Source organism: Paenibacillus jepli (genome assembly GCF_047238105.1).
In the GTDB taxonomy this organism is placed as follows: Bacteria; Bacillota; Bacilli; order Paenibacillales; family Paenibacillaceae; genus Paenibacillus_D.
This window is the reverse complement of record NZ_JBDFMD010000001.1, coordinates 6,300,215-6,326,310: the sequence shown is the minus strand read 5'-3', so window position 1 is coordinate 6,326,310 and position 26,096 is coordinate 6,300,215. Positions and strand designations below refer to the sequence as shown.

The following is a 26,096-nucleotide window of genomic DNA, read 5'->3' as shown; positions in this document are numbered from 1 at the left end:
TTCTACCTTGGTGTCGATACGATCTTGCGGATCAACCGGGTCAACTCGATAATCTCCGGCTCCTCCAGATCGATCACCAAACGCTCCATAATGCCGATGCGCTTGTCATGGATCGCTTCGACCAGTTGTTGCCCGGCCGGCGTAATGTCCAGCATGACAACTCTGCGATCCGATTCCGGCCGCTCGCGGCGGATCAAGTCCAGCTCGATGAGCTGATCGGCGAGTCCTGTCACAGCTCCCGAGGTGACGAAGAGCATCTCTGCAAGCGCCGACGCCTTAAGCGGTCCGCTCTCAGAGAGGATGATCAGGATTCTCGCCTGGGTTACCCCTAGACCGCCTATGCTTTCTTTATCCCATTCGGCTGCGATGAGCTTCTTCAACTGGCGAAACGCCTCATCGAGCGCGATCATTTCCTTGCGATCCCATTCCTTTGCGCGGGATTCAGCCACGATGACATGTCTCCTTCATACGGGACAGCTGTCCGTCAGCCTCCCAGCGATATGCACAAACCTGTCAGCAATCTATTATAGCGGTTGTTGATCTCCGCCGCAATCCTCTCCAAAACGGAGGGGCCGCTGCGATGGCTGCAGCGCCCCCTCCCTGGCTACTTGCGAAAAATAAGCGGCCCCACGCCAAGCAGTTCCCTGCGCATCGCTGTCCAAGCCGCCGCCAGCAGCTCCTGCAGATGCCAGGCAGCACGACCCGTGACCAGCACCGCCAAGCCGTGACGATGTGTCAGGGTGACGCCGAAATGCAGCGCCTCGTCACGCTGCGGAAGTTCTTCCAGTACGTGCCTGACGGCATCGACATGGCGAGTGGAGACCCCTTCGGCGAATGCGAAGAACGTGCCAATATGCGTCGTCTCCCCCCAAGCCCCGGCAACCCGAAGCTGCTGGCTGGAGGGTTCGATCCGTTGACGCTGCGCGAAGATCAGCTCCTGCTCATACCACACCTTGAGCCCGTTGTCGAGCCACCGGTAATCAAAAAGCTCACCGCGCAGCGTGCGGCCGGGACAGAGCACCTCGGCTTGCATCCAGACTGAGCCTCGGCTCATGTGCACCTCCGTCTCGTTGCGGAACGCGGCATCCTTGTACAGCATAATCGGCTCCATCATACTCTCCACCACAGCCCCGGCCTCCAGCTGGAACTGCTGCCGCATCGATGCTTGACCGCCGTCCTCGCATGGATGCACCTTCGTGTAACTCTGATTGGTCAGATACAGGCGGGTATCCTTGCCAGCTGTCCAAGTCAGCTCATAGTGATCCCCGCTGAGCAGACCGGGGGAGACGTCCATGACGATCGCGCCGAGTTGATGCTCCAGCTCGAACGTCTTGGCGATCTTGATCGGCGCGATATGGTATTTCTCGGCCAGCACCGTGCGGCCCGCCCGGTCTGCAAACCTCGCGCGGAGCTCTGCCGCGCGCTTCGGGTGGAGATCAGGCGTGATGATGGGAATGCTCCACACCCCGGGCATGCGCCATCTCATGCTCGATCCAGTCGATGATCGCCTGCACGCCATCGCCGCCGTGCAGATTGGAGAACACATAAGGTCGGTCGCCGCGCATCCGCTTCGTATCGCTCTCCATCACTTCCAGACTGGCGCCGACATAGGGGGCCAGATCGATCTTGTTGACCAGCAGGAGATCGGAGCGCATGATGCCTGGTCCGCCTTTGCGCGGGATCTTCTCCCCTTGCGCCACGTCGATAATGTAGACGAATCTATCGACCAACTCCGGGCTGAAGGCCGCCGCCAGATTGTCGCCGCCGCTCTCGATAAAGATAATATCCAGGTCAGCGATCCTCCCCTGCAGCTCCTCGATCGCTTCGAAATTCATCGAGGCGTCCTCGCGGACTGCCGTATGCGGACAACCGCCGGTCTCGACGCCAATAATGCGCTCCTCTGGCAGCACGCCGGTATTCAGCAGGATGCGGGCATCCTCTTTGGTATAGATATCATTGGTAATCACGCCGAGACTGTATTTGTGGCTCAGCTCCCGGGCAATGACCTCCAGCAGCGCTGTCTTGCCCGAACCGACGGGGCCGCCGATGCCGATCCGCAGCGGTCCCGCAGAGCCGAGCTCCGGCGCTTCCCAACCGCCATGATGATGCGTATGTCCTTGTCCCTGACACATGATACATCCCTCCAGTTCAATAATCAGACCTGTTCTTATGACATAAACAATCTCGAGTACAACGTCTCGTGCCGGATCATCGCGAGCTCCGCAAGCGGCATGTTGGACCACGCCTCATGCGGCTCCATCCCATCCGCCAGCTGCCAGGCTGCGGGCGTCTGTGCAGCGATCCTGGCGATGATCGCCTGACCCTCGGTCTGGCCGATCGCCATCAGCCGCAAGGCACTGCCTACCGAAGTGACAATCCCGTTGTAGCAGTATCCCTGGACTGCCTGCTCCAGCGGGATGCCCAGCTCGGCGCACAGATAACCGTAGACGAGCGGGTAGCTCGCCAGCGCTTCGCCGCTGGCCGCGGCAGCGCCAAGCGCTGTCGTATCCAGCTGCGGAAAGACGGCCTGCGCGAGCTTGAGCAGCCGCCGGCCCATCTTCTCCATCCCGGTGCGTGTCTCAACAGCCAAGCGCTGGACGTGGACGAGACGCTCAATCTCCCACGCTTCCTGCCAGCGATCTGCGCCATGACAGGAGTAGACGGCCTTGATGATCATCGCGTCGGCTGGCGCCCAGCTCTGCATCATCATCGTCATCGTATACTGCTCCAACTGCTCGGCTGTCCGGATCCGGCCCTCCTGAACCAGCGTCTCCAGGCCAAAGGAGTGGGAGAAGCCGCCGATAGGCAGCGCCGAGTCGAGCAGTTGCTGCAGCGCCAGCCAGGAAACCGAGCTATTCATCGCACGACCTCCTGCCTCCTCAGAATAAGAAATACCGCTGCGCCATCGGCACGACCTCCGCCGGCTCGCAAGTCGCGAGCTCGCCATCGACGCGAACCTGATACGTCTCGGGGTCGACTGCGATGACCGGCGTCGCATCATTGTGGATCATATCTTTCTTGCCGACGGTGCGGCAGCCCTTGACCGGCTCGATCCGCTTCTGCAGTCCCAGCTCGGCGGCGATCCCGCGGTCGTATGCCGCTTGGGAGACGAAGGTGATGTTGCTTGTGTACTTGGCTTTGCCAAGAGCTGCGAACATCGGCCGTCCGAATACCGGCTGCGGTGTCGGGATCGAAGCGTTGGGATCGCCCATCTGGGCATAGGCGATACTGCCGCCCTTGAGCACCAGATCCGGCTTGACGCCGAAGAAGGCCGGACTCCAGATCACCAGGTCGGCAAACTTGCCAACCTCAAGCGATCCTACCAGATGCGAAACGCCGTGGGTAATAGCCGGATTAATCGTATACTTGGCGATATAGCGCTTGATCCGGAAGTTATCGCTGTCTGCATCATCGGGGGCAAGCGGCCCGCGCTGCGTCTTCATCTTGTCCGCCGTCTGCCAGGTGCGAAGGATGACTTCGCCGACCCGACCCATCGCCTGCGAATCGGAGCTGATCATGCTGAAGACGCCCATGTCATGAAGGATATCTTCGGCTGCGATCGTCTCGGGGCGGATCCGGGAATCGGCGAACGCCACGTCCTCCGGGATGCGGCTGTCGAGATGATGACAGACCATCAGCATATCCAGATGCTCTTCGATCGTATTGATCGTAAACGGCCGGGTAGGATTAGTCGAGGAAGGCAGCACATTGGCCTCCGCCGCCGCCCGGATAATGTCCGGCGCATGGCCGCCCCCCGCCCCCTCCGTATGATACGTGTGGATCGTCCGCCCCCCGATTGCAGCCAGCGTATCCTCGAGGAAGCCCCCTTCATTCAAGGTGTCGGTATGGATAGCGACCTGGATGTCGTACTGGTCTGCCGCTTGCAGACAGGCGTCGATCGCAGCCGGGGTCGTCCCCCAGTCCTCGTGAAGCTTCAGTCCGATCGCCCCGGCCTCGATCTGCTCGATCAGCGGTCCGGTGGCGGAAGCATTGCCCTTGCCGGTGAAGCCCAGATTCATCGGGAACTCCTCGGCCGCTTCCAGCATCCGCCGCATATGCCAGGCCCCCGGCGTGCACGTCGTAGCGTTGGTGCCGGTCGCCGGCCCCGTCCCGCCGCCGATCATCGTCGTCACGCCGGAAGAGAGCGCCGTCTCGATCTGCTGCGGGCAGATATAATGAATATGGGAGTCGATGCCGCCTGCGGTGACGATCTTCCCTTCGCCCGCGATCACCTCCGTACTGGCGCCGGCGATCATATGCTCGTCCACCCCGTCCATCAGATCGGGGTTGCCGCCCTTGCCGATCCCGACGATCATGCCGTCCTTAAGGCCGATATCGGCTTTGAAAATGCCGGTATGGTCGATGATGACGGCATTGGTGATGAGCGTATCCAGCACGCCTTCGCTGCGCAGCGCTCCGCTGGACTGGCCCATGCCGTCCCGGATCACCTTGCCTCCGCCAAACTTGCATTCGTCGCCGTAGACGGTGTAATCCTTTTCGATCTGTGCCCAGAGACCGGTATCGGCTAGTCGGATGGCATCGCCGGTCGTCGGCCCGAACATCTGGGCGTAGCTCTTGCGGTCCATCATGCTCACTTCGGCTTCGCCTCCCATCGCGCCAGCCGCTCGCGCACCTCATCGCTCATCGCACCGCGGACGGCCGCCCCCTGGGTGAGATTGTTCAGCCCGTAGGACAGCTTCCTGCCGCCAAGCTCGACGAGTCCGACCGGCTTCTCCTCGCCGGGCTCGAACCGCACGGCGGTGCCGGCGGGGATGTCCAGACGCATCCCGAAGGCCTGCTCTCTGTCGAAGGACAAGCCCCGGTTGACTTCGAAAAAATGATAATGCGATCCGACCTGGATCGGCCTGTCGCCTGTATTGACCACGATCAGCTCCAAGGTTGCGCGGCCGCTATTAAGCTCGATGCTGCCTTGGGCTGTCCTGTATTCTCCTGGTATCATACCATTCCTCCCGCTCAGATCGGATTATGGATCGTCACCAGCTTGGTGCCGTCTGGGAACGTCGCTTCTACTTGCACCTCATGCAGCATCTCCGGGATCCCGGGCATGACCTGATCCGGCGTCAGAATCCGGGTGCCGTATTCCATTAGCTGGGCGACCGTTTTGCCGTCCCGCGCGCCTTCGAGGATCTCGGAGGTGATCAGCGCCACACTCTCAGGGTAGTTCAGCTTGACCCCCCGGCCCAGACGTCTTCTCGCCAGATCCGCAGCGATCGTAATGAGCAGTTTCTCCTTCTCACGTTCCGTTAAATGCAAGATAATCACCTCTTCAATGATCGGATAGCTACATTATAATGCAGGCGCTTCCTGGAAGTAAACCGTTTTATGTAAGCTTACGTGACGCAAATGACAGCTTTGTGAAGGAGATACCGTCAACCTGTGCCGGTTTTAACATCCAGTTTACATGGATTTCCGTTTCTTTCGTCTCCCTTCATTATAGCCGGCCCGTTAATCCCTCAGATTGCCTACGGCCAAGCCTAGTCAGCAATGAATGGATATGATAGACTGAAGGGAATGGACATTTTATATAGGAGGGACACCCATGTCGACATCAAAAATGCGTTCTGACATGATCAAAAAAGGTTTCGACCGCGCTCCGCACCGGAGCTTGCTGCGTGCGGCCGGCGTAAAGGAAGAGGATTTTGGCAAGCCGTTTATCGCGGTTTGTAACTCATACATCGACATTGTGCCAGGCCATGTGCATCTGCAGGAGTTCGGTAAGATCGTCAAGGAAGCGATCCGCGAAGCCGGCGGCGTGCCTTTCGAATTCAATACGATCGGCGTCGACGACGGCATCGCCATGGGCCATATCGGTATGCGCTACTCGCTGCCAAGCCGTGAGATCATCGCAGACTCGCTGGAAACTGTGGTCAATGCTCACTGGTTTGACGGCATGGTCTGTATTCCGAACTGCGACAAGATCACACCCGGTATGATGATGGGCGCACTCCGCGTCAATATCCCGACTGTATTCGTCAGCGGCGGCCCGATGAAGGCCGGCAAAACCTCGGACGGCAAGTCGATCTCGCTCTCCAGCGTGTTCGAAGGCGTCGGCGCCCACCAGGCCGGCAAGCTGGATGACGCAGGTCTGCTGGAGCTCGAACAGTTTGGCTGTCCGACCTGCGGCTCTTGTTCTGGCATGTTCACAGCCAACTCGATGAACTGTCTGGCGGAAGGTCTCGGCCTTGCTCTGCCGGGCAATGGTACGATTCTGGCGGTAGCGCCGGAACGCCGCGATTTTGTCAAAAAATCGGCCAAGCAGTTGATGGAACTGATCAAGCAAGACATCAAGCCGCGCGATATCGTGACGATCGAAGCGATCGACAATGCATTCGCACTCGACATGGCGATGGGCGGATCCACGAATACCGTTCTGCATACACTGGCCCTGGCGCATGAAGCCGGGTTCGATTACCCTGTTTCACGGATCAATGAGGTTGCCGAACGCGTGCCTCATCTGGCCAAGATTGCTCCGGCTTCGGATTATCATATCGAAGATGTACACAATGCCGGTGGCGTAACAGCTGTCCTTAATGAGCTGTTCAAAAAAGAAGGCGCCTTGCACGGCGATTGCATCACCGTTACGGGCAAGACATTGCGTGAGAATGCAGCCGGACATGAGATCCTGGACACCGACGTCATCCACACGATTGACAATCCGCACAGCGAGCGCGGCGGTCTGGCTGTGCTGTTCGGCAACATCGCCCCTGACGGCGCCATCATCAAGGTTGGTGCGGTGGACAAGTCGGTCGGCGGCTACCACAAAGGTCCTGCCATCTGCTACGACTCTCAGGATGATGCGCTCTACGGCATCGCCAACGGCAAAGTTAAAGAAGGGCATGTTGTCGTTATCCGATATGAAGGACCAAAAGGCGGCCCGGGCATGCCAGAGATGCTGGCGCCTACCTCGCAGATCGTCGGCATGGGCCTCGGCGCCAAAGTCGGCTTGATCACCGATGGCCGGTTCTCCGGTGCTTCCCGAGGCATCAGTATCGGCCACATCTCGCCTGAAGCTGCCGAGGGCGGACCAATTGCCTTCATCGAGGATGGCGACATCATCGAGCTCGATTTGGAGAACCGCAAGATTGAGCTCCTTATCAGCGACGAAGAGATGGCAACCCGTCGCGCCAACTGGAAAGGCTTTGAGCAAAAGATCAAAACGGGTTACCTGGGACGCTACTCCAAGCTGGTTACCTCAGCCAGCACAGGCGGCGTAATGAAGATCTAAATCGAGGGATATCCACACGACTCCTTGTCCTTATGGGCAAGGAGTTTTTATATCTACATAAGTTTCCGGGGCCCCCTGTAAAGTGCGTTGCAGTTCAACGAACGGCCGACTCCGACGCTCTAAGGGAAAAAAAGTGCGTTGCAGCTCAGTGGACGGCCGATTCCGACGCTCTAAGGGAAAAAAGGTGCGTTGCAGCTCAACGAACGGCCGACTCCTGGTTATGCTCATCAGTTATAGCTTGACTCCTAGGAATCATATATACGCTAAACTATCAAGGTGAAACGGCTTCGCCTAACAGTTTTGCAAAGCAAAACTAGCTTCGTAAGGATACGGCGTAACAAGTTTCATTCCGGAGAAATAGAAGCCAAGTAGATGAGGAATCATATAATTTCTTATATTAAAAAAGCCGCTTAGGGAACAAGTTCCCTGGCGGCTTTCTCGGATGGTTCAAGCTCATCTCTCACTGTTCTCTTGGACACGGACGGAAGACGCGGTTCCTGCCACTCCCCGGCTGCCGGTGCATAGCGCTTGTGCAGCTCGGTCATTGACATTGCAATGATCCGGGGCACGAGCGTAGCCTTCTTGTCTCGGACTCGCTGGCTGCCGCCGGGATGCAGCACACGAAGCAGCAGTTTCAGATACAGCCGGGTCATCCGGCTGAACATACCGGGAGGCAAGTCAATCGTGCTGAATCCAAAGCCTTCCGACCCACGATTGATCATGCTGATCCCGTACAGTCCACGCACCTGGTTGAACTTCTCCGGCTTCTCTTTCATCTCGGCTGCCAGCTTCGGGAGCGCCTTACCGACCTCGCGTACGACATAGATTGCCATCCGTACGACTGAGCCTGAGGCTGCCATCGTTTCGAACAGCTTGCGATTGTCAAAATGAAGCTCCACAACCTGATCCCGGTCCCGGATCACCTCTCCATCGTCGAGCTGCAGAGGCGCACCATGGTATTTGCGGATCCGGTAATGAAAGATCGCGTCGTCCTGAAGCGGTTTGACCCGGAATAACATCTGGAATATCCGCTCCCATGTCAGCCATCCCGCTACTGCCATTCGCTTAAACAAGCCCAAGCGGGGTTTAACCGCCCTCGCTTCAAGCCGCTGCCGCAGTTGCTCGACATGGCGCGCCCGGCGCTGATCGGAGACCGCGATCATCTCCTCGATATGGACGAACCGGTAGCCTTCGTTGTTGCCTGCCTGCAAATAATGCTCGAGTGCAAGGAGCATATGTGCCGGGGCGTCGTGATCAGCGCCCAGGGTGCTGCCGCAATCATGCAGCAGCAGCACTTCTCCCGGTCTGAGCTTTTTCATCATACGCTTGGTCAGACGCTTAACACCGACCCGCTTCCGCCAATCGTTGAACATCGCCGACCACAGGATGATCTGGAGATGACCAAGATTCGAGAAATCAAATAAATTCACAATGCCCCATGGCGGACGATAATAAGAAGTACGAACCCCTGTCGCCTTACGGATCACTTCCGAAGTCCGATGAATCTGGCGTTTGACGGTAGCCGGTCTCATAAACCAATTTGTTTTGTGTACATAATTATGAATGCCGATGATATGTCCTTCATCTTTCATCCGTCGCAGGAGCTCGGGGTACTTCTCGGCATTGGCCCCGACGACGAAGAAGGTCGCTTTGGCATCATAGCGAGCCAGCAGATCGAGCAGCTGCGGCGTGTAGATTGGATCGGGCCCGTCGTCAAACGTCAAAGCGATCTCTTGCTCCGCTTTGCCGCGCTTGAATACTCTAAAACCAAATATTCGGCTGATGAGTCCCGGCAGAAAGGCATAAAACGTCAAAATATAAAAACCCCAGAGCAACAAGCTCTCCATAAGCAAATTCCCCACGATCCTGTTACTGTCCCTGCGCCTCTTCTGCCGAGGCGGCTGAATGGGCATACCTAAATATTGTATCATACCCTCACAGTAAATAGGCATCTTTTTAAGGGATTCCGTCGTAAATTCTATATCTCAAGTGGTGGAGCATGACATAAATATAGTACAATCATAAATATGATAATTCATGCCCAGGAGGTATACCATGCTCACGTTTTACAAAAAATACTGGCGAACAGCGTTTGATATCGCCCTGATCGCACTGACCGTGTATCTGATCATGTTTGCGTTCAGCTATCTGTACAATATCGCCGCGCCTGTATTTCTTTCTTTCATTATATTCATGATTATCGAACCGCTTGCCAAGAGACTTCACAAGCTTGGCATCAAAAAATCGATTGCTACGGCGATCTCTGTCCTGTTTTTCACAACCATCATCCTGGGCGCATTTGCAGCCGCAGGGATCGTACTGACCAAAGAAATTACATATCTGATAGAAATGCTTCCGCAGTACCAGCAGCAGATCGGCGAACAGGTGGCTGCGATCACTTCATTCCTGACGGACCGCTACGAGTCGCTGCCGCCGGACGTCACGGAAAACTCGCAGGAGATCATCAACAGAATCACTACCTGGGGCGCCGGCTTGGCTACCGGCTTCCTGACCGGCTTGACGAGGTTTTTGACTTCCTTTTCTTCTTTCCTGATCAATTTCGGCATCGGCATCGTACTGGCCTATTTCCTCAGCATCGAGATTAAGGACTGGCGCCGGACGGCGGCAGACAAAACGCCCAAAACGTTCAAAAAAGCGTTTTTCTTCCTCAAAGAAAACGTCTTTAAAGGCATCGGCATCTATTTGAAGGCACAATTCAAGCTGATCTCGGTCACGTTCGTCGTCATCCTGGCCGCCCTGCTAATCCTGAGAGTCGACAATGCCTTTACGATTGCATTGCTGGCCGCGATCTTCGATCTGCTGCCGCTGCTCGGCGTGAGTACGGTATTCGTCCCATGGATCGTATACCTGTTCATCGTCGGTCAGACGGGCTTGGCGATCTGGCTGACGGTCCTTCTGCTGGTCGTCCTGATCACGAGACAGGTCCTCGAGCCGAAGATCACCGGCGACTCGCTAGGCGTCTCGGCATTCACTATGCTGGTGTTCATCATCATCTCGCTGTCACTGTTCGGCATTGCCGGTCTGATCATCTCGCCGGTGCTCGTCATCCTGCTCAAGGCACTCTATACGCAAGGCTATCTGCACCGCTGGATCCGCGCACCGATCAATGAATATGACGAAGAACCCAGACCGCCGCAGGATGGCCCGGGAGGACCCGGAGGGGCTGCAGCACCAGAGGCCCATCCGTCCCCAACACCGCGCACTCCGCCGGGGAGCGGTCCCATTCCCGCCGAATAGATCTTAACCAACAGAGTCATTATATAACACCCCTTGCCCGCTTGCTCAGGAATGTCCCCGAGCAGCGGGCTGTTTTTATCGGCCAGGCTCGATTGCCGCGAGCCTGTCCATCACTGTGCGAAACAGTGCCGTGGCCTGATTGCTCTCGCCTGGCGGCCGGTCCTCTGCCAGTACCGCAACGGCGTAGCGCGGCGCCTGCACCGGTCCATAGCCGGCGAACCAATGGTGATTGCACGGTCGTCCGTCGACCAATGCCTGCGCGGTGCCGGACTTTCCAGCCACCTGCCAGGCGCCATCGCGAATCGTCCGCCCCGTACCTTCGTTTACCACGGACTCCATCCCCCGCAGCAGCACAGCCGCCGTAGCCGGAGCGATTCGGCCATACGCGGACGGCGCGGGCTGCACGGGCAGGCTCATCAGCCGCTGACCGTTAGCATAGCTGATCTCGCTCACCAGACGCGGCGCCAGTACCTCGCCGCCCCGCAGCAGCGTGACGATGAGATTGGCGGCTTGTAGCGGCGTCACCCGTACATCGCGCTGACCGATGCCGGTCTGGGCAAGCTGGCCCCCGTCACGCTGACGCGGAGGCTGGGCGAACACCGCTCCTGCCTGCTCCTCCTGCAGCAGCCGCAGCGGCTGGCTGAGCGGCGGCAGCGGCTGCTCCGCCGCCCAGCCTACCCGGCGGCTGATGCCCAGCCGGTCGGCAGTCTGGCTAAGCGCTGTGCCGTCCAGACGTTCGGCAAGTGTCGCGAAGGCGATATTGCAGGATTGCGCGAGCGCTTCCTGCAGCGACAACGTGCCGTGCCCCCCCTCCTTCCAGCACGAAAGCCCATATCGCCCATACTCTCCGTCGCAGTGGAACGACTCGTCTGCCTCGGTTACCGCGTGCTCCAGCGCTGACGCAGCAGTGACCAGCTTGAACAGCGACCCAGGCGGCTGGGCGATCAATGCATGATTGGCCCAGTCCGTACCTGGCTCCTCCAGCCGGTACGGGTCAAAGAGCGGGCGCGAGATCATCGCCACGATATCAGCTGTGTGCACATCCAGGACTACGACCGCCCCTTCACGGAGACCCGCCCGATCCACCGCCTCCTCCAGCAGGTTCTGCAGCTGCAGATCCAGCGTCGTCCGGATCTGCAGCGGGTAGTACGGATTATCCGGACCGACGATCCGCAGATCCAGACCATGCAGAGCTGTCCGCCTCCCGTCGACGTAATGGGAAGCTGCCGCATCTCCGAGTCCTCGCAGCAAGGGGTCCAGCGAGCGTTCCAGGCCGGCGCCACCGATCCGGTCAGTCAGCTGCATGCGGCCTGCCGCGAGCTGCTCGGCAAAGGACTGCGCGATCAGTTCAGGATGCTGACTGATGTAGCCGATGGCGTGCTTCGCTGCAAACGCACTCCGGTAGCGCCGCTCGTAAGGCAATGCGCGCACGCCATCCAGGCGGATGTGCTGCAGCTCGGCTAATTGCTCATTCGTCAGCGCCATTGGTTCTTTGTCGCCATCAAGGCGCCAAAACTCCGGTTCCCGGAGTCCAGATAGCCAATCAAGCAGTGCCTCCTGGGTAACACCCAGGAGCGCAGCGAGCCGCTTCACCTCGTCAGGCTCCCCCCACGTGCCGTACTTTACCGGGAAGGCTGCCAGTCCTGTGATCATCTCGCCGGTAATCGCTCGGCCGTGACGATCCGTGAAATGGCCACGGCCGCTGGCCAGTCGAATCGCCTTTTCACGCTGATGAACCGACGCCTCCCGCCAATGGTCGGCTGAGCTGCCGGGCATCAGTGCCGGCACCCATTGCAGCCACGCCAGGCGGCCGATCAGGCATGCGGCTGCGACCAGCATCCCGACAGCGATGATCAATTGTCGCTTTCGCATGGCCGCTGTAGTCTGTGCTGGCTTCATCCTCCAATACCCCCAGTCTTTCCGGTTCGCTTCCATACATTAGCTATTCTTCCCATTTTTAAGCCGCAGCATGACGCAGTCCGTGAGAAATCCACACAAGGTGAAACGGCTTCGCCTAAGAGTTTTGCAAAGTAAAACTAGCTTCGTAAGGATGCGGCGCAGCGCGTTTCATTCCGGAGAATTCTAAGCTGATATATGTGTGCAACATATACGCTTAGAATTTAAAAAACCGGGCAGGCTATGGAATAGCCTGCCCGGTTACGGGGCATCGATCAATCGATTTTAAACTTCGACAACGATTCTTTGAGGCCGTTGGATACCCCTTCGAGCGTATCCGACAGCTTGACGAGATTCTCGCTAATGCTCAACTGCTCATTGCTTAGCGATGCGACCTCTTCCGATGTCGCGGAAGATTGTTCGGCTACCGCACTGACACTGGCCATCGCGCCCATCAGCGTTGTCTGCGATTCGTCGAGCGTACCGATTGACTCTGTTACCGAGTCCAGTCGGTCGACAAACGCGCTCATCTGATTTTGTACCGAGTAGAAGAGCTGGTTGGCTTCCTTGACCGAGACGATCTGTTCCTGGAAGATCGGATACGCCTCCGACAATACGCCTACCGTCTCATCGATCTCGCGCTGGATCGTCTCCGTAATCTGCCCGACGACATCGATCGACTGCCGCGATTGATCGGCCAGCTGGCGGATCTCATCGGCGACGACCATGAAGCCCCTGCCTGCAGCACCCGCTCTGGCGGCTTCGATCGTCGCGTTGAGCGACAGAATATTGGTCTGCTTGGTCAGGTTGTTCAATACATCCAGGATTTTGCGGATGGAGCCTGTGCTTTCCTTGAGCTTGTCCACCTTATCCACCATCGAGCGGGTCATCTCTTCGGTAAGTCCGGTCTTCTCAATGAGAAGATCCATATAACGTGTACCCTGCTCACTGGATTGTTGCACGTTGCCTGCTGAGACGACCATCTCGCTGTTGGCGGCGATCACGCTCTTCATCTGGCGGCCGATATTGTCCGTCAGATCGCTGCCGCGTTCCGCTTCCATCGCGAGCGATGTGGCCCCGCCGGCAATCTCCTCAGTCGCGACCGCGATCTCCTTGGCAGAGACGGCCGTCTTCTTGGAGGACTCCCCTAACGCTTCTGCGGTTTGCAGCACATCTGTCGCCGACTGGTAGGCGCGACTCGCCAAAGCCGAGATCTGAGTCATCATCTGATTGAAGCTGTTGGCCAGTTGTCCGATCTCATCGCTCGTGCGGATCGAGGAGCGCACTGTCAGATCTCCGCGCTCGCCGCGCGTCATCAAGTCTCTCAGCTGGACCAGCGGACGGGCGATCATCCGGATCACCAACAATCCGATCCCCCCTGCCAGCAACGCAGCAAGAATACTAGCGATGATCGTAATATTGCGGATCTGCTGCGCATCCTTGACCAACTCGGCTACCGGGATCTCACCGAGCAGCCACCAGTCCATCGTGCGGAACTTTTTGTACACGGCAAGCACCTGGCCGTTGCCGCCTTCTGCAGTTACAAATGAGAAGGCCGCGTCCGACTTCTGGTCCTCCCGGAAATGCACCGGATTCTTCGCTGCAATCTCTTCCTCTGTATCGGTATAGATGAGCCTTGCCTGCTCATCGACGATCTTGATCCCGCTGCCTGTGCCCAGCTCCAGGCCGGAGAGCTGCGATGCAAGCTCACTGTATCGGACCTCGAGCAGCAGCACGTACATGTTCTGATTGCTGCTGGTACTCTTCACCAAGCGGCTGACAGCGAGCGCCGGCTCGTTCAGTCCGCCGCCGACGCCCTTCGGTTCGGAAGGCAGCCACATCAGCTGGCCGCTCTGCTCGATGACGTCATCGAACCACGGCATTTCCTTGATGGCAGCATAATTCACCGCTCCAGCGCCGGTATGAATTCCAGATAGCCCCTCCTTGAGCGGCACGAGGTAGCCAGCTGCTATTGTAGAATTGGACATAAGCATTGATTGAAATTTGGTATCGATGCGTTTGACTGCTTCGAATTGCTCATAGGCGTCCTGATTGGTATTGTTTAAGGTATTTAGACTCGCCTGGATATCGCTGTCAAAGATAAGCTGCATAGTCAAGTCATTAAGGTTCTGATACATCAGATCAAGCTTGCTTGCTGCTTGTGTAATCGTCTGCATGCTGGAAGCCGCTACTTTGTCTTCAATGATGCTCTTGGAGATCTGGTAGGAGTATGTACCTACCGAAATGACACAAATCAAAATACTGCAAAAAATGAGCAAAAACAGTTTCGTCCCGACAGATCTGCTGATCCGTCCGCTTGTCGACCACTGCCGCTTCACACCTTCCGGAGATTGCTTCGGGCTCCCAGCGGACGTACTTTCCTTGCGCACGTTGGACAGCTTTGCTTTTGTCTTCTCAACCCATTTCACAATGTGACACCACCTGGTTTTTATAATCTGCTTCGACTGGCTGCATTCCATGCCTTCATGCTGTGAACTAGGACATGCGTTTTACTTCTGCTTTACAAACTACAATTAAGTTATCGGCAGAAACCAGGACTATTGTAATAGAAAAAAAAACTCTTCTTCCATTCCTCGAATTAAGGAAAGAAAGAAGAGTTCAGAAGTTGAAAATAATGGGCCGTTAATTGCCGATTTGCTTGCGCATCATATCCATCGGCCGAACCGGCTGTTCCGTCCGCAGACGAACGAGCTGCAGCGGGTGTCTCGCTGCATCCAGAGGCTCGCCCTGTTCGTCGGTCAACTCCCCTACGGTCTGTCGGAAGAAGCCGCCCGGACCGAAAAACTCGATCGCCTGCCCCGGCTTGAAATGATTGCGTTGCTGGATGGTCGCCCAGCCTGTCGCCGCATCGTAATCCATCACTACACCGGCAAAATCATAAGGGGCCGCCTTGTCTTCAGGTCCGTAGATATGATCCTCCGCTCCTGGCGCATCAAAGAAAAAACCGGTATTGAGCGGTCGATTCGCAGCTTTGTTGATCTCCTCTATCCATTCGGGTTTCAGCACGTAGCCTTCCGGGTCGGCAAAATAAGCGTCAATCGCCTGCCGATAAGCGTTCACTACGGTAGCAACATAATGCTGACTTTTCATCCGGCCTTCAATCTTGAAGCTGTCGATGCCGCATTCGATCAGCTCCGGCATGTGCTCGATCATGCACAGATCCTTCGAGCCCATCGTAAACTGAGCATCGCCATCTCCGGATAGGGTCTCTTCTTCGTCATGCAGGTCGTACTTCCACCGACAGGACTGACAGCAGCCGCCCCGATTGGAATCCCGGTCAGTGAAATGGTTGGAGAGTACGCAGCGCGGAAAAAGAGGAACACATCGCACCATGGATGAATGCCTCGATCTCGATATCGACATGCGCTTTGATCTCCGCAATCTGTTCAAGACTCGTCTCACGACCAAGGACGACGCGGGGCAGACCTTCGTTCTTCCAGAATTGGACCGCTTGCCAGTTAAGCGTCGATTGCTGGGTGCTCAGATGCACTTCCAGCCCTGGCGCCACCCGCAAGGCGGTCTCGATAATCAAGGGGTCGGCCGCGATAATCGCAGCGATCCCTACAGATTCAAGATTGCGGAGATAATCCTCCAGCCCTTCGATATCCTCATTATGGGCATAGATGTTGGTCGCCACGAACACTTTGGCTCCGTAGCGGGCGGCAAACGCCACGCCTTCGCGCATTTCCTCAAAACTGAAGTTGTCCGCATTGGAGCGCAGGCCATATTTTTGGCCCCCGATATAGACGGCATCCGCACCGTAATGAACGGCGAACTTCAGCTTCTCCAGATTGCCCGCGGGCGCCAGCAGCTCTGGCCGTTCCAGCCGGTGCCGCTTGCCCCTGAGACGGGGCAGTACTTCTGTCGCCATGACCCTTCTCCTTTCTTTTTGAACACACATCTTTTTTAGTACACTTGTTCCTTATAGAAAAATCCGAATGATAACTCCCGGTGCGGGTCTTGCAGCTCCCGGATCGGCTCCAGCGCCGCCTCGTCGAATGCATAGCCTGCAGGATCAGTATAATAGCTATCGATCGCCTGACGGTATGCGCGCACGACCGTTTCATTGTATATGATCGGCTTCATGAAGCCTTCAATCTTCAGACTGTCTACTCCCGCTTCCAGCAGCTCATGGAGATTCTCCAGCATGCAAATATCGTCAGAGCTCATCACATGTGTACCATTCACATCTTCAAAAATCGGGAACCGTTCCTCCGGCCGCTCCGCTTCCATCAAATAGAGCCCTTGCTCTTGTCCGCTCACCAACTGGCCGGCAGGCAGGCCGGACGGTCGGATCTGCCGGTTGTGATCGGCATAACTCTGCAGCAGGTAGCGCTTGGAATGATAAATGTTGGTCATGCCATGAACCTGAACCTCGACTTGCAGCTTGGTGTGCTGTTTAAATTCTGTAATCTGCTCCATGTTGAGCTCGCGGGCCAATACCGCCCGGGCGGCGCCTCTGCGTCCCCAGAAGTCCGCTGTGGCGTAGTTCGTCGAAGTCATCTCAGCGTTCCAGTGCAGGGCGAGCTCGGGATGAGACGCTTGGACGCCCATCAGCACCGCCGGATCGCCGAAGACGATCGCATGCGCACCGGCTGCAGCGACTGCATCGATATAACCAGGCAGCTCCTGCAGCTGTTCATTCTCGATCAGGTTGTTGATCGAGACGTAGATACGCACGCCCTGCGGCGCGGCCAGCCTGACAGCCTCCGCGATCTGCGCCGGGGAGAATGCGCCGGGCAGCCGCATGCCGAAGCGCGGTTCGCCGATGACGAAGGCATCAGCACCGGCAGCGATCAGCCGCTCCATTTCCTCAAGAGAGGCAGCGGTACAGAGCAGCTCCGTTTTGCTCATGATGTCGACCTCCCTTTCTTATCCGGCAGCGGCCTGGGTTTCTTCACTCAGCCGCTTGTTTCGCAAATGTTCATTGTACGTAACCGAGAAATAATGGCCGTTCGAGCCGTCTTTCTTGGTCACATAAAAGTAATACTCCGTCTCGGCTGGGTACAAAGCCGCCTCGATGGAGGCCAGAGATGGGCTCGCGATCGGTCCGGGCGGCAAACCGGTCTGCTGATACGTGTTGTAAGGACTTTCCACGAGCAGATCCTTCTCCAGCAGTCTTTCCTTTTGCTTGCCCAGCACGTACTGGACGGTGGCATCGATCTGAAGCATCATGCCGTCGGCAAGACGATTATAGATAATCCCCGCCACAATCGGCCGCTCCTCGGGCAAGACGACTTCCCGCTCGATCATGGAAGCGATCGTCATCATCTCATGGAAGGAAATATCCAGCTCATCCAGGGCAGACTGCCAATCGTCAGGGAGCTGCTGCAGCTTGCGGTCGAGCTCCTGCATCATACGGGTAATGATGTCCTGCTCGGTACTCTCTTTCACGAGCTCATAGGTCTCGGGGAAGAGATAACCCTCAAGCAATTGATCCATCTGTTCATTCACCGTAATCCTGCCTGCGGACGCCGATGCGCCCAGCATCGTCTGCGCCGCTGCGACTTCGAGGAACCGATCCTCATCGACCAGCCCTTCGGCGGCCAGCTTCTCAGCCATCTGCTTCACTGTATAGCCCTCAGGCACCGTAAATCGGATCGTCTCCGCCTCGATCGTATCGCCAGCGTTCAGCTTGGCGATGATGTCATCCAGCTCCATCCCCGGTCTCAGCTCATAGGCACCTGCCTTGAACGCCGGTCCTTCATCCTTGAGCCGCAAGTAGTATTTGAACAAAAAACTATTGCGAATGATGCCTTCCCGCTCCAGCGTCTCGGCTACCCGGTTCGGCGACGATCCTTTGGCCACTTCGACGCGTTTCACTTCCCCCGCCGGGGCGGGACGAAGACCATTCCATAAATAGAGAGCTACGCTGCTGACACCAATCAGGATCAGACCGAGAATCGAGCTGATGACGATCAGGGTAATGCGATTCTTGCGCTTACGACGATATCTAGCTGCATCCACGCCTTCAAATCCCCCTTGCCTCAAAAAACTTAGACATTCATATCAGTTCAAAAAGGACGGGGTCGCCGTCCTTTTGGTTGCTGCCGTATGCTTGGCCATCAAATGCGGGGCTGGCATGTATCACGGTCGCTCTTCATCTCTGAACAACAGGTCGTCATACGCTTCCGCAGCCGCCTCCCACTCCTCCTCATCCGTAACCGCATCGAGCTCGAACTCCCCGTCCGGCTGAGATGAGATTCGGAAAAAAGCAAGTTCGTCCAGTTTCTTCATTGCCGCCGTCTGGAGCGCCGCATAAGCTCGCCCGTTCAGCCGATATTCGGCAGCGATCTGATACATCTCTTCGCTGCCGTCCTCCGACACCAGTGCCAACTGGCGTCCATACTTACTGCGGAGCTCTTCCTGCGGCTCCGGCAGCCCGGGAGTGGATCCGCTCATGCTACGCTTCCTCTTCCATCTCGGCCAAGAGCGTGTTGAAGGTCTCCTCCACCATATTCCACTCTTCTTCGCTCTCGATCGTATAGAGCTTGAGGTCGTCGCCGTCTTCCTCGTAGCGGAAAGCATAGACCTCTTCGGACTCTTCATCCTCTTCCTGCTCGGCATGAAGAGGAACGACCATCATGTATTTTTGTTCGGAGCCGTCGACTTCAAACTTCATAATGACTTCGAATTCTTCTTCATTGCCCTCTTCATCCGGAATATAGATGATTTCCGGCTCTTCGAACTGCATGTCGTCATTTGTCATCTTTACCCTCACCTTTTCGTTTTAGAGTCGAGATAGTTTTGCAAAATGAGCGCTGCCGCCATTTTGTCCACCACTTGCTTGCGTTTCTTGCGGCTGATGTCCGCCTCGAGCAAGGTGCGCTCTGCGGATACGGTGGTCAGCCGTTCATCCCACAGGTGAACAGGTAAATTCGTTTGCTCGCGCAAGGATTGCGCAAAAGCGATGCAAATTTCGCCACGCGGGCCGATCGTGCCGTTCATATTCTTGGGCAGACCGACGACGATCTCCGACACTTCATGCTCACGAGCAAGCTCAGCCAGCTCGGCCAGCTCCGAGTCGTCCCTGCGTTTCTGTACGACTCCAAGACCTTGGGCTGTCCAGCGAAACGCGTCGCTGACCGCTACGCCGATATTGCGGTCGCCGTAATCCAATCCCATAATGCGCATTAGCAGTCCGGCCTCATTTCGAATAAGGTGTTCGCTTATCTGTGCTGACGAAGATAATTCCGGACGAGCTCTTCAATTAATTCGTCGCGCTCTTTCCTGCGGATCAGACTTCTGGCGTTGTTGTGACGCGGGATATAAGCGGGATCCCCCGAGAGCAGGTAGCCCACGATCTGATTGATCGGATTATAATCCTTCTCGATCAGCGCATCGTAGACGCTCAGCAGAATCTCCTGCGAAGATGTTTCCATCTCTTCCGGCTTCACATCAAACTTCATCGTTTTATCCATGGAACTCATTGCCAGCACCTCGCTTTCAGGTAAAGCAGTTATGCTACCTCTATCATATCATACTTGACTGCGAAAGAACCAGTTCTTCCGCAAGCTGTAAGGCTTCTTGCAATTTCGATGGATCCTTGCCGCCAGCCTGGGCCATGTCAGGACGTCCTCCGCCACCGCCGCCGCAGCGGGCTGCCAGCTCTTTGATGAGCTTGCCGGCATGATAGCCTTGCTTCACCAACTCCGGAGATACGGAGACGACCAGGTTCACTTTCTCGTCCTGGACTGCGCCGAGCACGAGGATGCCTTGGGCCAGCTTGCCTTTGAGTTCATCGGCGATGCCTCGCAGCGCCTCCATGCCCGAAGCCTTGACTTCAGCTGCAAGAAGCGTAACGCCGCCGACTTGCTTGGCCTGTTTCTCCAGAGATCCAGCTTCGATGCGTCCCAATCTGGCCTGGAGCGCTTCTTTCTCCCTGCCCAGCTCCTTCAGCCCGGCGTACAGACCTTCGATCCGCTTCGGCACATCCGACAGCGACGACTTGAGCAGCTCAGCCGACTGCTTGAGCAGATCGAGTTGGCTATCCATATGCCCGTAAGCGAATTTGCCGGTAACCGCCTCGATCCTCCGGACACCTGAGCCGATCCCTGATTCGCTGATCAGCTTGAAGATGCCGATCTGCGACGTGTTGGCCACATGACAACCGCCGCACAGCTCGATGCTGTAGTCACCGACAGTGACGACGCGGACGACGTCGCCATACTTCTCGCCGAACAGTGCCATGGCGCCCATCGCCTTGGCTTCAGCGATCGGCCGCTCGAGGATCACGACCGGCGTAGCCGTCCAGATCTGCTCGTTGACCCGGCGCTCAATCGCGACCAGCTCTTGCTCGCTGATGCCGAAGTGGGAGAAGTCAAAGCGCAGACGCTCCGCTTCGACCAGCGAGCCTGCCTGATTGACATGGTCGCCCAGCACTTCCTTGAGTGCCTTGTGCAGCAGATGGGTCGCGGTATGGTTCTTGATGATATCCTCCCGCGCCTGACGCGCCACCTCGGCTCTTACCGTGTCGCCAACCCGCAGGACGCCCGAGTGGATCACCGTGCGGTGTACAGACTGGCCTTGCGGCGCCTTGAACACGGCCTCTACCGAGGCTTCCAGGCCTGCTGCCTGCAGGATGCCATGGTCGCTGATCTGACCGCCGCTCTCCGCATAGAAAGGCGTCACATCCAGCACGACCAGCGCCGTATTGCCGGCATGGACAAAATCAACCGCTTGCTCGTCGACAATGATCGCTTGCACAACAGCATCGGATACCAATTCATTATAACCAATGAAGGCAGACTTAACCGCCAGCTCCGACAGCGGACCGCCCTGCACCTTCATGCTGCCTGTATCGGCGCGTGCCGCCCGGGCGCGTTCCCGCTGACGTTCCATGGCCGTCTCGAAACCTTCCCGGTCAACTGCGAGTCCGTGCTCCATCGCATAGTCCTCCGTAAGGTCAAGCGGGAATCCAAAAGTGTCATACAGTCTGAAGCAATCTTCTCCGCCGATCACCCGCTCGCCGGCAGCCTTGGCCTTCTCGGCCAGCTCGGCCAGGATCGCTAGTCCGTCGGAGAGCGTCTCATGGAATCTCTCTTCCTCGGTCCGGATGACGCGCTCGATGAACTCGCGTTTCTCCACAACCTCTCCATAGTAGGTCCCCATGATCTCGCCGACCACAGGCGTCAGCTCATGCAGGAACGGCCGGTCGATGCCCAGTTTTTTGCCGTAACGGACGGCCCGGCGCAGCAGACGCCGCATGACGTAGCCGCGGCCTTCGTTGGATGGCATGACTCCGTCTCCCACCGTAAAGGCAACCGTCCGGATATGATCGGCGATCACCTTCAGCGCAACATCCGTCTCTTCCCGCTCCTGATAGCGTACGCCGGCGATCTCGCAGGTACGGTCGATGATCGGGCGGAACAGATCCGTATCGAAGTTGGAATCGACATCCTGCAGCACGGAAGCGAAGCGCTCGAGACCCGCCCCCGTATCGATGTTTTTGTTCGGCAGCGGCGTGTAGCTGCCGTCCTTGTTGTGATTGAACTGGGAGAATACCAGATTCCAGATTTCCAGGAAACGCTCATTCTCGCCGCCCACCGTACAGTCGGGATCGGCGAGATCGCCGTACTTGTCGCCGCGGTCGTAGAAGATCTCGGTACATGGACCGCAAGGGCCTTCGCCGATGTCCCAGAAGTTGTCCTCCAGCTTGATGATCCGCTCGGCTGGCAGGCCGATCTTCTCATGCCAGAGCCGGTAGGCCTCCTCATCCTCAGGGTAGACCGTAACGGATAGACGCTCCGGATCGAAGCCGATCCATTGCGGGCTCGTCAGGAATTCCCATGCCCAGGTGACTGCTTCCTCCTTGAAATAATCACCAATGGAGAAATTGCCCAGCATTTCAAAGAACGTATGATGCCGGCGCGTCTTGCCGACATTCTCGATGTCGTTGGTGCGGATGCATTTCTGGGAATTGGCGATCCGGGGATTGTCCGGTGCGACGCGGCCGTCAAAGTAGGCTTTGAGCGGCGCCATCCCGGCATTGATCCATAACAGAGATGGATCATTATGCGGAACAAGCGAAGCGCTTGGCTCGATGGCATGTCCCTTACTCTCGAAGAATGCAAGCCATTTGGAACGGATTTCACTGGCTTTCATAATAGTCGTTGCCCCCAATGTAAGTAAAATGAAAGTTCAAAAGCTCGGTATTCAGCACCGAAAGGTTGAACTGCCTCTAAAAAACAAAAAAAGCCCCTACGTATGCAGGGACGAATCTCATTCGCGGTACCACCCTGGTTATCGCGCTCTACTGTCCATCCCTTCCGGTCAGCGGGAGCTTGATCGCCTTCGCAGGACGATAACGGGTCCTTGCCGGTGGAGTTCATCCACGCTCCGAAATTAGCTTTCGGCGGTTCTTCGTCAAGAAGTTCTTGCAGCCATGCCCCGACTAGCGTCGTAGGTCAAGGAACTTCCTCTCTGGATAACGGGCTACAGCCTACTTTATCTCATCATCGCTTTGGTAATTTAAGTACAGTATAGCCGCAGCCGGCGCAAGCTGTCAAATCGTCTTTCGCCGGATATAGTAAGCGAACAAATGCTGCAGGATCACCTTAAGCGCGGCAAAAATTGGCACCGCAAGGATCATCCCCGGAATTCCCGCTGCCTCGCCGCCGACCAGCAGCGCGAAGATGATCAGCAGCGGATGCAGATGGAGCGTCCTCCCCACCACCTGGGGCGAGATGACATTCCCCTCCAGCACCTGACAGACAAGGTTGACGGCCAGCACAAGCAGCATCATTCGCCAAGAGATCGTCGAGGCCATGATCAGCGCCGGAGCAGCTCCGAAGAAGGGGCCGACATAAGGAATAATGTTGAAGACGGCGACGATGCCTGCCAGCAGGAACGGATAAGGCAGATCGATCGCCCAATAGCCGACATACGCGAGCATGCCGACCAGCAGACAGACGATAACCTGTCCCCGGATATAGCTCCCGAGCGCCTCATCGATATCTTTGAGCAGCCTTGCGACACCCTGGCGGCGGGACCTGGGCACATAAGTAATGACCGTCCGCTCGAACACATCCAGATCCTTCAAGATGTAGAATGCCAGGAAGGGGATAATAAACGCAATAAACACTGCGCTCAACACGGCCCCCAGGTTGTTGACAAAGTCCAGCAGCGCGGCTGATAGCCGCATCTCTACCTTCATCAGGGATTGGCGGAGTCCCTCCCGCAACCCTTCCGGCAGCAAGGTATTGTTGCTCAACTGATCATACAGCCTCTGTGCCCGCAGCGTCAGCTCCGGCATATGAGCGTTCAACTCCTCCAGTTGACGGATCAGAAGGGGAATCGCATGCATCAGTACGAGCGTTATCGCTGCCAGGAACACCGCATAGATCAGCAATACCGCCACCGAACGCGGCACATGACGAGCGGAGAGCAGCCCGACGATAGGTTTGAGCACGTAAGATACGATCATCGCCAGCACGAACGGGCCTAGGACAGCTTTGCAAAAGGTATATACTGCAATGAGAATCGGCTTGATCTGCAGCAGCAGAAATAGCGCCAGCAACCCGAGTATGCCGAAGATCATAACTGCCAGCGCCTTGCCTCGCATCCATTTGACCACTTGCAATCCGCTCCCTCTTCGAAGTGTTGCCTGTTCCCATTCGCACGTCTTTACAGTATATGTAATTACGAGCGATACCATCCGGAGCGGTGGCCGTGATCATATCACCCGACAGAAGGGACTTGTCTTCGAAGTGTACCCATTGCGGGGGCGGAGACAAAAAGACGGCCCGCAGGCCGTCTTTAGAAACATGCTACATATGCATTTGAGGCAGTTCCTCTTCAAAGAAGAGATCGTCGAGCGAGCTGAGCGTACCGTCCTCTTCCACTTGGTAGACGGACATCTTGTCGCCATTGACCGTCAGTTCGATAAAACAACCCCAGCAGTAAAACTGATGGCTGCCAATCTTGCCGATGTCTTTTGAATTGCAATTGGGACATTTCATACCATTGGTCTCCCTATCGATCCGATTCGGAAGTGGTCATATTATGCAGTTCATGACTAGCGCTCTCCGGCACCAGAACCGCTTCCTCGCCTAGCGTAATCTCTTCAGCGAACTGCGCAACCCTGAGCCACTGGCGCCCTTCCATTACATCTGAAATAAAACCATCCGTTAGTTCATAGCCTACTATTGGTGTACCCTTAATCGGTTCAAAATAAACATCCGATATGCGGCCCAATTCTTCGCCGCTTGTCGTCATGACAGGCAGGTCCTTAAGCCGGCTCTCCCCCCAGCAAAAACAACGGATAATCTCGCCTGCCGCCAGCAGCTGAACTGCATCGCTCCGACTTACAAGCATGGCATCTCTGCCGCAGGTCACGATATTATCCCAATCGACAGCGTAAGTCCCCTTGCGGGGCCAACCCCTGCCGCCGGTGACGATTCCGCGCAGCTGCCAGTGTTCGTCAAACCAGATATCCCTGACTTTGCCAACCGATTTCCCGCTCTCGCTGATGACGGGAAGTCCGATCAGATGCTGAAGTTTAAGCACAGGCGGGCCTCCTAAGCAGTAGTACGAATCCGCTGCACAATTGTTGCAATTTTTTGCGCTGCATATTCGATCTCTTCTATAGTATTGCCCAATCCGAAGCTGAACCGAACCGCACTGTCCGATACTTCATCCGGAAGCCCCATGGCCAGCAGCACATGGGAACGGCTCAACGCCCCTGAGCTGCAAGCCGATCCGCCGGATGCGGCAATCCCCGCCATGTCGAGATTCATCAGCATCGACTCGGCTGACACACCGGGAAAGCTCAGATTGATAATGTCCGGCACGAGCTCCGGATCACCGCCATTAACTACATAGGCGCCGCTGCCGATCAAGCCGTCCAACTGCTCCAGCAAACATGAGCGGAGCTGCGCCATCCGTTCCCGCTTCTTCTCCCTGCGAGCCTCCGCCAACTCGAGAGCGCGGGCGAAGCCGCTGCTGCCAGCTACATTTTCTGTACCGGCCCGGCGGTTGCGCTCCTGAGGTCCACCGTACTGCTGGGGCTCGAAGGGTGTCCCCTTGGCCACGTAGAGCGCGCCGACACCTTGCGGTCCATTGATCTTGTGCGCGGACAAGCTGACGAGATCAACCGGCAGCTGTCCGAGAGGCAGCGGCAGCCGCCCCAGCGCCTGCACGGCATCGACATGAAACGGGATCCCCCTGGCTCTGGCCGCTTCTCCGATCGGCAAGAGCGGCTGAATCGAACCGGTCTCGTTGTTGACATACATGACGCTGACGAGTGCCGTGCGCTCGTCCATCGCTTCCACCGCCTGCTCCGCGCTGACCCGTCCGCTGCGGTCCGGCGCGAGCCGGGTGACGCGGAAGCCCTGCTCCTCCAGGCGGTCTACTGCATGCAGCACGGCATGGTGCTCGATAGTCGTCGTCACGATATGATCACGGCCTCGCTTGCGCTGGGCCCAAGCCGCCCCGGCCAGAGCAGCATTGTCGCTCTCGGTACCGCCGGAGGTGAAGACGAGCTCGGACGGCGAGCAGTGAAGCAGCGCTGCCAGCCGCTCCCTTGCGCGCCCCAGTTGCTGCTTGGCTGCCCGGCCGAAGGCATGGACACTGGACGGATTGCCGCCCGGCCCCTGCCAGATTGCGGTCATCTCCTCCAATACTTCAGGCGCCAGCGGCGTTGTCGCTGCATGATCCACATAGATGTTCTGCATAT

At 57.0% G+C, this 26,096-nt stretch carries 23 protein-coding genes and 1 pseudogene; 2 read left to right on the top strand and 22 right to left on the bottom strand.

Annotation, left to right across the window (positions count from 1 at the left end):
* Positions 1-2: 2 nt before the first annotated feature.
* The 7 genes from ABC336_RS26825 to ABC336_RS26795 form a co-directional block, all read right to left on the bottom strand.
* Positions 3-449 (bottom strand): MarR family winged helix-turn-helix transcriptional regulator, encoded by a 447-nt coding sequence (locus ABC336_RS26825; RefSeq protein ID WP_413241574.1) that lies wholly within the window; start codon positions 447-449, stop codon positions 3-5.
* A 155-nt stretch (positions 450-604) separates the two neighbouring features.
* Positions 605-1,486, bottom strand: coding sequence for an urease accessory protein UreD (locus ABC336_RS26820; protein WP_413241573.1), 882 nt, complete (start codon positions 1,484-1,486; stop codon positions 605-607).
* On the bottom strand, positions 1,437-2,132 hold the full coding sequence (ureG, locus tag ABC336_RS26815; RefSeq protein WP_413241572.1) for an urease accessory protein UreG: 696 nt from the start codon (positions 2,130-2,132) through the stop codon (positions 1,437-1,439). Before ureG ends, ABC336_RS26820 begins: the two co-directional genes overlap by 50 nt.
* Before the next feature lie 35 nt (positions 2,133-2,167).
* Positions 2,168-2,860, bottom strand: a complete 693-nt coding sequence (locus ABC336_RS26810; protein ID WP_413241571.1) for an urease accessory protein UreF — start codon at positions 2,858-2,860, stop codon at positions 2,168-2,170.
* Between the two features lie 19 nt (positions 2,861-2,879).
* A complete protein-coding gene (gene ureC / locus ABC336_RS26805) occupies positions 2,880-4,586 on the bottom strand; it encodes an urease subunit alpha (protein WP_413242618.1) in 1,707 nt (568 codons plus the stop codon).
* A 5-nt stretch (positions 4,587-4,591) separates the two neighbouring features.
* Complete coding sequence (locus ABC336_RS26800; protein WP_413241570.1) at positions 4,592-4,960, bottom strand: urease subunit beta; 369 nt, start codon at positions 4,958-4,960, stop codon at positions 4,592-4,594.
* Positions 4,961-4,974: 14 nt separating this feature from the next.
* Positions 4,975-5,274 (bottom strand): urease subunit gamma, encoded by a 300-nt coding sequence (locus ABC336_RS26795; protein ID WP_413241569.1) that lies wholly within the window; start codon positions 5,272-5,274, stop codon positions 4,975-4,977.
* Positions 5,275-5,560: 286 nt separating this feature from the next.
* On the opposite strand from ABC336_RS26795, the gene ilvD reads away from it, so the two are divergent.
* The gene (ilvD, locus tag ABC336_RS26790) at positions 5,561-7,246 is read left to right on the top strand and encodes a dihydroxy-acid dehydratase (protein WP_413241568.1); all 1,686 of its coding nucleotides are present in this window, start codon (positions 5,561-5,563) and stop codon (positions 7,244-7,246) included.
* Between the two features lie 410 nt (positions 7,247-7,656).
* Here ilvD and ABC336_RS26785 read toward each other — a convergent pair whose 3' ends face one another.
* Positions 7,657-9,093 (bottom strand): polysaccharide deacetylase family protein, encoded by a 1,437-nt coding sequence (locus ABC336_RS26785; protein ID WP_413241567.1) that lies wholly within the window; start codon positions 9,091-9,093, stop codon positions 7,657-7,659.
* A 208-nt stretch (positions 9,094-9,301) separates the two neighbouring features.
* On the opposite strand from ABC336_RS26785, the gene ytvI reads away from it, so the two are divergent.
* Entirely contained in the window at positions 9,302-10,504 is a 1,203-nt protein-coding gene (gene ytvI, locus ABC336_RS26780) for a sporulation integral membrane protein YtvI (RefSeq protein WP_413241566.1), read from the top strand.
* Positions 10,505-10,579: 75 nt separating this feature from the next.
* Here ytvI and ABC336_RS26775 read toward each other — a convergent pair whose 3' ends face one another.
* The 14 genes and pseudogenes from ABC336_RS26775 to ABC336_RS26710 form a co-directional block, all read right to left on the bottom strand.
* The gene (locus ABC336_RS26775) at positions 10,580-12,403 is read right to left on the bottom strand and encodes a peptidoglycan D,D-transpeptidase FtsI family protein (RefSeq protein WP_413241565.1); all 1,824 of its coding nucleotides are present in this window, start codon (positions 12,401-12,403) and stop codon (positions 10,580-10,582) included.
* Between the two features lie 272 nt (positions 12,404-12,675).
* Entirely contained in the window at positions 12,676-14,829 is a 2,154-nt protein-coding gene (locus tag ABC336_RS26770; RefSeq protein ID WP_413241564.1) for a methyl-accepting chemotaxis protein, read from the bottom strand.
* 214 nt (positions 14,830-15,043) lie between these two features.
* Positions 15,044-16,292: pseudogene (locus ABC336_RS26765) on the bottom strand (peptidase U32 family protein).
* 35 nt (positions 16,293-16,327) lie between these two features.
* Positions 16,328-17,275, bottom strand: a complete 948-nt coding sequence (locus tag ABC336_RS26760) for a peptidase U32 family protein (RefSeq protein WP_413241563.1) — start codon at positions 17,273-17,275, stop codon at positions 16,328-16,330.
* An 18-nt stretch (positions 17,276-17,293) separates the two neighbouring features.
* Entirely contained in the window at positions 17,294-18,388 is a 1,095-nt protein-coding gene (mltG, locus tag ABC336_RS26755; RefSeq protein WP_413241562.1) for an endolytic transglycosylase MltG, read from the bottom strand.
* Positions 18,389-18,508: 120 nt separating this feature from the next.
* Positions 18,509-18,823, bottom strand: a complete 315-nt coding sequence (locus tag ABC336_RS26750) for a DUF1292 domain-containing protein (protein ID WP_413241561.1) — start codon at positions 18,821-18,823, stop codon at positions 18,509-18,511.
* A gap of 1 nt (position 18,824) precedes the next feature.
* A complete protein-coding gene (locus tag ABC336_RS26745; protein ID WP_413241560.1) occupies positions 18,825-19,130 on the bottom strand; it encodes a DUF1292 domain-containing protein in 306 nt (101 codons plus the stop codon).
* 8 nt (positions 19,131-19,138) lie between these two features.
* Entirely contained in the window at positions 19,139-19,555 is a 417-nt protein-coding gene (gene ruvX / locus ABC336_RS26740) for a Holliday junction resolvase RuvX (RefSeq protein WP_413241559.1), read from the bottom strand.
* Between the two features lie 35 nt (positions 19,556-19,590).
* Complete coding sequence (locus ABC336_RS26735; protein WP_413241558.1) at positions 19,591-19,851, bottom strand: IreB family regulatory phosphoprotein; 261 nt, start codon at positions 19,849-19,851, stop codon at positions 19,591-19,593.
* 43 nt (positions 19,852-19,894) lie between these two features.
* The gene (gene alaS / locus ABC336_RS26730; protein WP_413241557.1) at positions 19,895-22,525 is read right to left on the bottom strand and encodes an alanine--tRNA ligase; all 2,631 of its coding nucleotides are present in this window, start codon (positions 22,523-22,525) and stop codon (positions 19,895-19,897) included.
* 400 nt (positions 22,526-22,925) lie between these two features.
* Positions 22,926-23,996, bottom strand: coding sequence for an AI-2E family transporter (locus tag ABC336_RS26725; RefSeq protein ID WP_413241556.1), 1,071 nt, complete (start codon positions 23,994-23,996; stop codon positions 22,926-22,928).
* Between the two features lie 193 nt (positions 23,997-24,189).
* Positions 24,190-24,381: a hypothetical protein gene (locus tag ABC336_RS26720; RefSeq protein ID WP_413241555.1), complete on the bottom strand. Its 192-nt coding sequence runs from the start codon at positions 24,379-24,381 to the stop codon at positions 24,190-24,192.
* 13 nt (positions 24,382-24,394) lie between these two features.
* Positions 24,395-24,928, bottom strand: coding sequence for a PRC-barrel domain-containing protein (locus tag ABC336_RS26715; RefSeq protein ID WP_413241554.1), 534 nt, complete (start codon positions 24,926-24,928; stop codon positions 24,395-24,397).
* 11 nt (positions 24,929-24,939) lie between these two features.
* A complete protein-coding gene (locus ABC336_RS26710) occupies positions 24,940-26,094 on the bottom strand; it encodes a cysteine desulfurase family protein (protein ID WP_413241553.1) in 1,155 nt (384 codons plus the stop codon).
* Positions 26,095-26,096 lie beyond the last annotated feature (2 nt).

Excerpts from the sequence above, each read along its gene's own strand:
- ABC336_RS26750 (WP_413241561.1), bottom strand. The coding sequence starts at position 18,823 with ATGAGCGGATCCACTCCCGGGCTGCCGGAGCCGCAGGAAGAGCTCCGC.
- ABC336_RS26745 (WP_413241560.1), bottom strand. The coding sequence starts at position 19,130 with ATGACAAATGACGACATGCAGTTCGAAGAGCCGGAAATCATCTATATT.
- ruvX (WP_413241559.1), bottom strand. The coding sequence starts at position 19,555 with ATGCGCATTATGGGATTGGATTACGGCGACCGCAATATCGGCGTAGCG.
- ytvI (WP_413241566.1), top strand. The coding sequence starts at position 9,302 with ATGCTCACGTTTTACAAAAAATACTGGCGAACAGCGTTTGATATCGCC.
- ABC336_RS26720 (WP_413241555.1), bottom strand. The coding sequence starts at position 24,381 with ATGAAATGTCCCAATTGCAATTCAAAAGACATCGGCAAGATTGGCAGC.
- ilvD (WP_413241568.1), top strand. The coding sequence starts at position 5,561 with ATGTCGACATCAAAAATGCGTTCTGACATGATCAAAAAAGGTTTCGAC.
- ABC336_RS26785 (WP_413241567.1), bottom strand. The coding sequence starts at position 9,093 with ATGGAGAGCTTGTTGCTCTGGGGTTTTTATATTTTGACGTTTTATGCC.
- ureC (WP_413242618.1), bottom strand. The coding sequence starts at position 4,586 with ATGGACCGCAAGAGCTACGCCCAGATGTTCGGGCCGACGACCGGCGAT.
- ABC336_RS26775 (WP_413241565.1), bottom strand. The coding sequence starts at position 12,403 with ATGAAGCCAGCACAGACTACAGCGGCCATGCGAAAGCGACAATTGATC.
- ABC336_RS26820 (WP_413241573.1), bottom strand. The coding sequence starts at position 1,486 with ATGAGATGGCGCATGCCCGGGGTGTGGAGCATTCCCATCATCACGCCT.
- ABC336_RS26810 (WP_413241571.1), bottom strand. The coding sequence starts at position 2,860 with ATGAATAGCTCGGTTTCCTGGCTGGCGCTGCAGCAACTGCTCGACTCG.
- ureG (WP_413241572.1), bottom strand. The coding sequence starts at position 2,132 with ATGTGTCAGGGACAAGGACATACGCATCATCATGGCGGTTGGGAAGCG.
- alaS (WP_413241557.1), bottom strand. The coding sequence starts at position 22,525 with ATGAAAGCCAGTGAAATCCGTTCCAAATGGCTTGCATTCTTCGAGAGT.
- ABC336_RS26800 (WP_413241570.1), bottom strand. The coding sequence starts at position 4,960 with ATGATACCAGGAGAATACAGGACAGCCCAAGGCAGCATCGAGCTTAAT.
- ABC336_RS26710 (WP_413241553.1), bottom strand. The coding sequence starts at position 26,094 with ATGCAGAACATCTATGTGGATCATGCAGCGACAACGCCGCTGGCGCCT.
- ABC336_RS26760 (WP_413241563.1), bottom strand. The coding sequence starts at position 17,275 with ATGAGCAAAACGGAGCTGCTCTGTACCGCTGCCTCTCTTGAGGAAATG.
- ABC336_RS26735 (WP_413241558.1), bottom strand. The coding sequence starts at position 19,851 with ATGAGTTCCATGGATAAAACGATGAAGTTTGATGTGAAGCCGGAAGAG.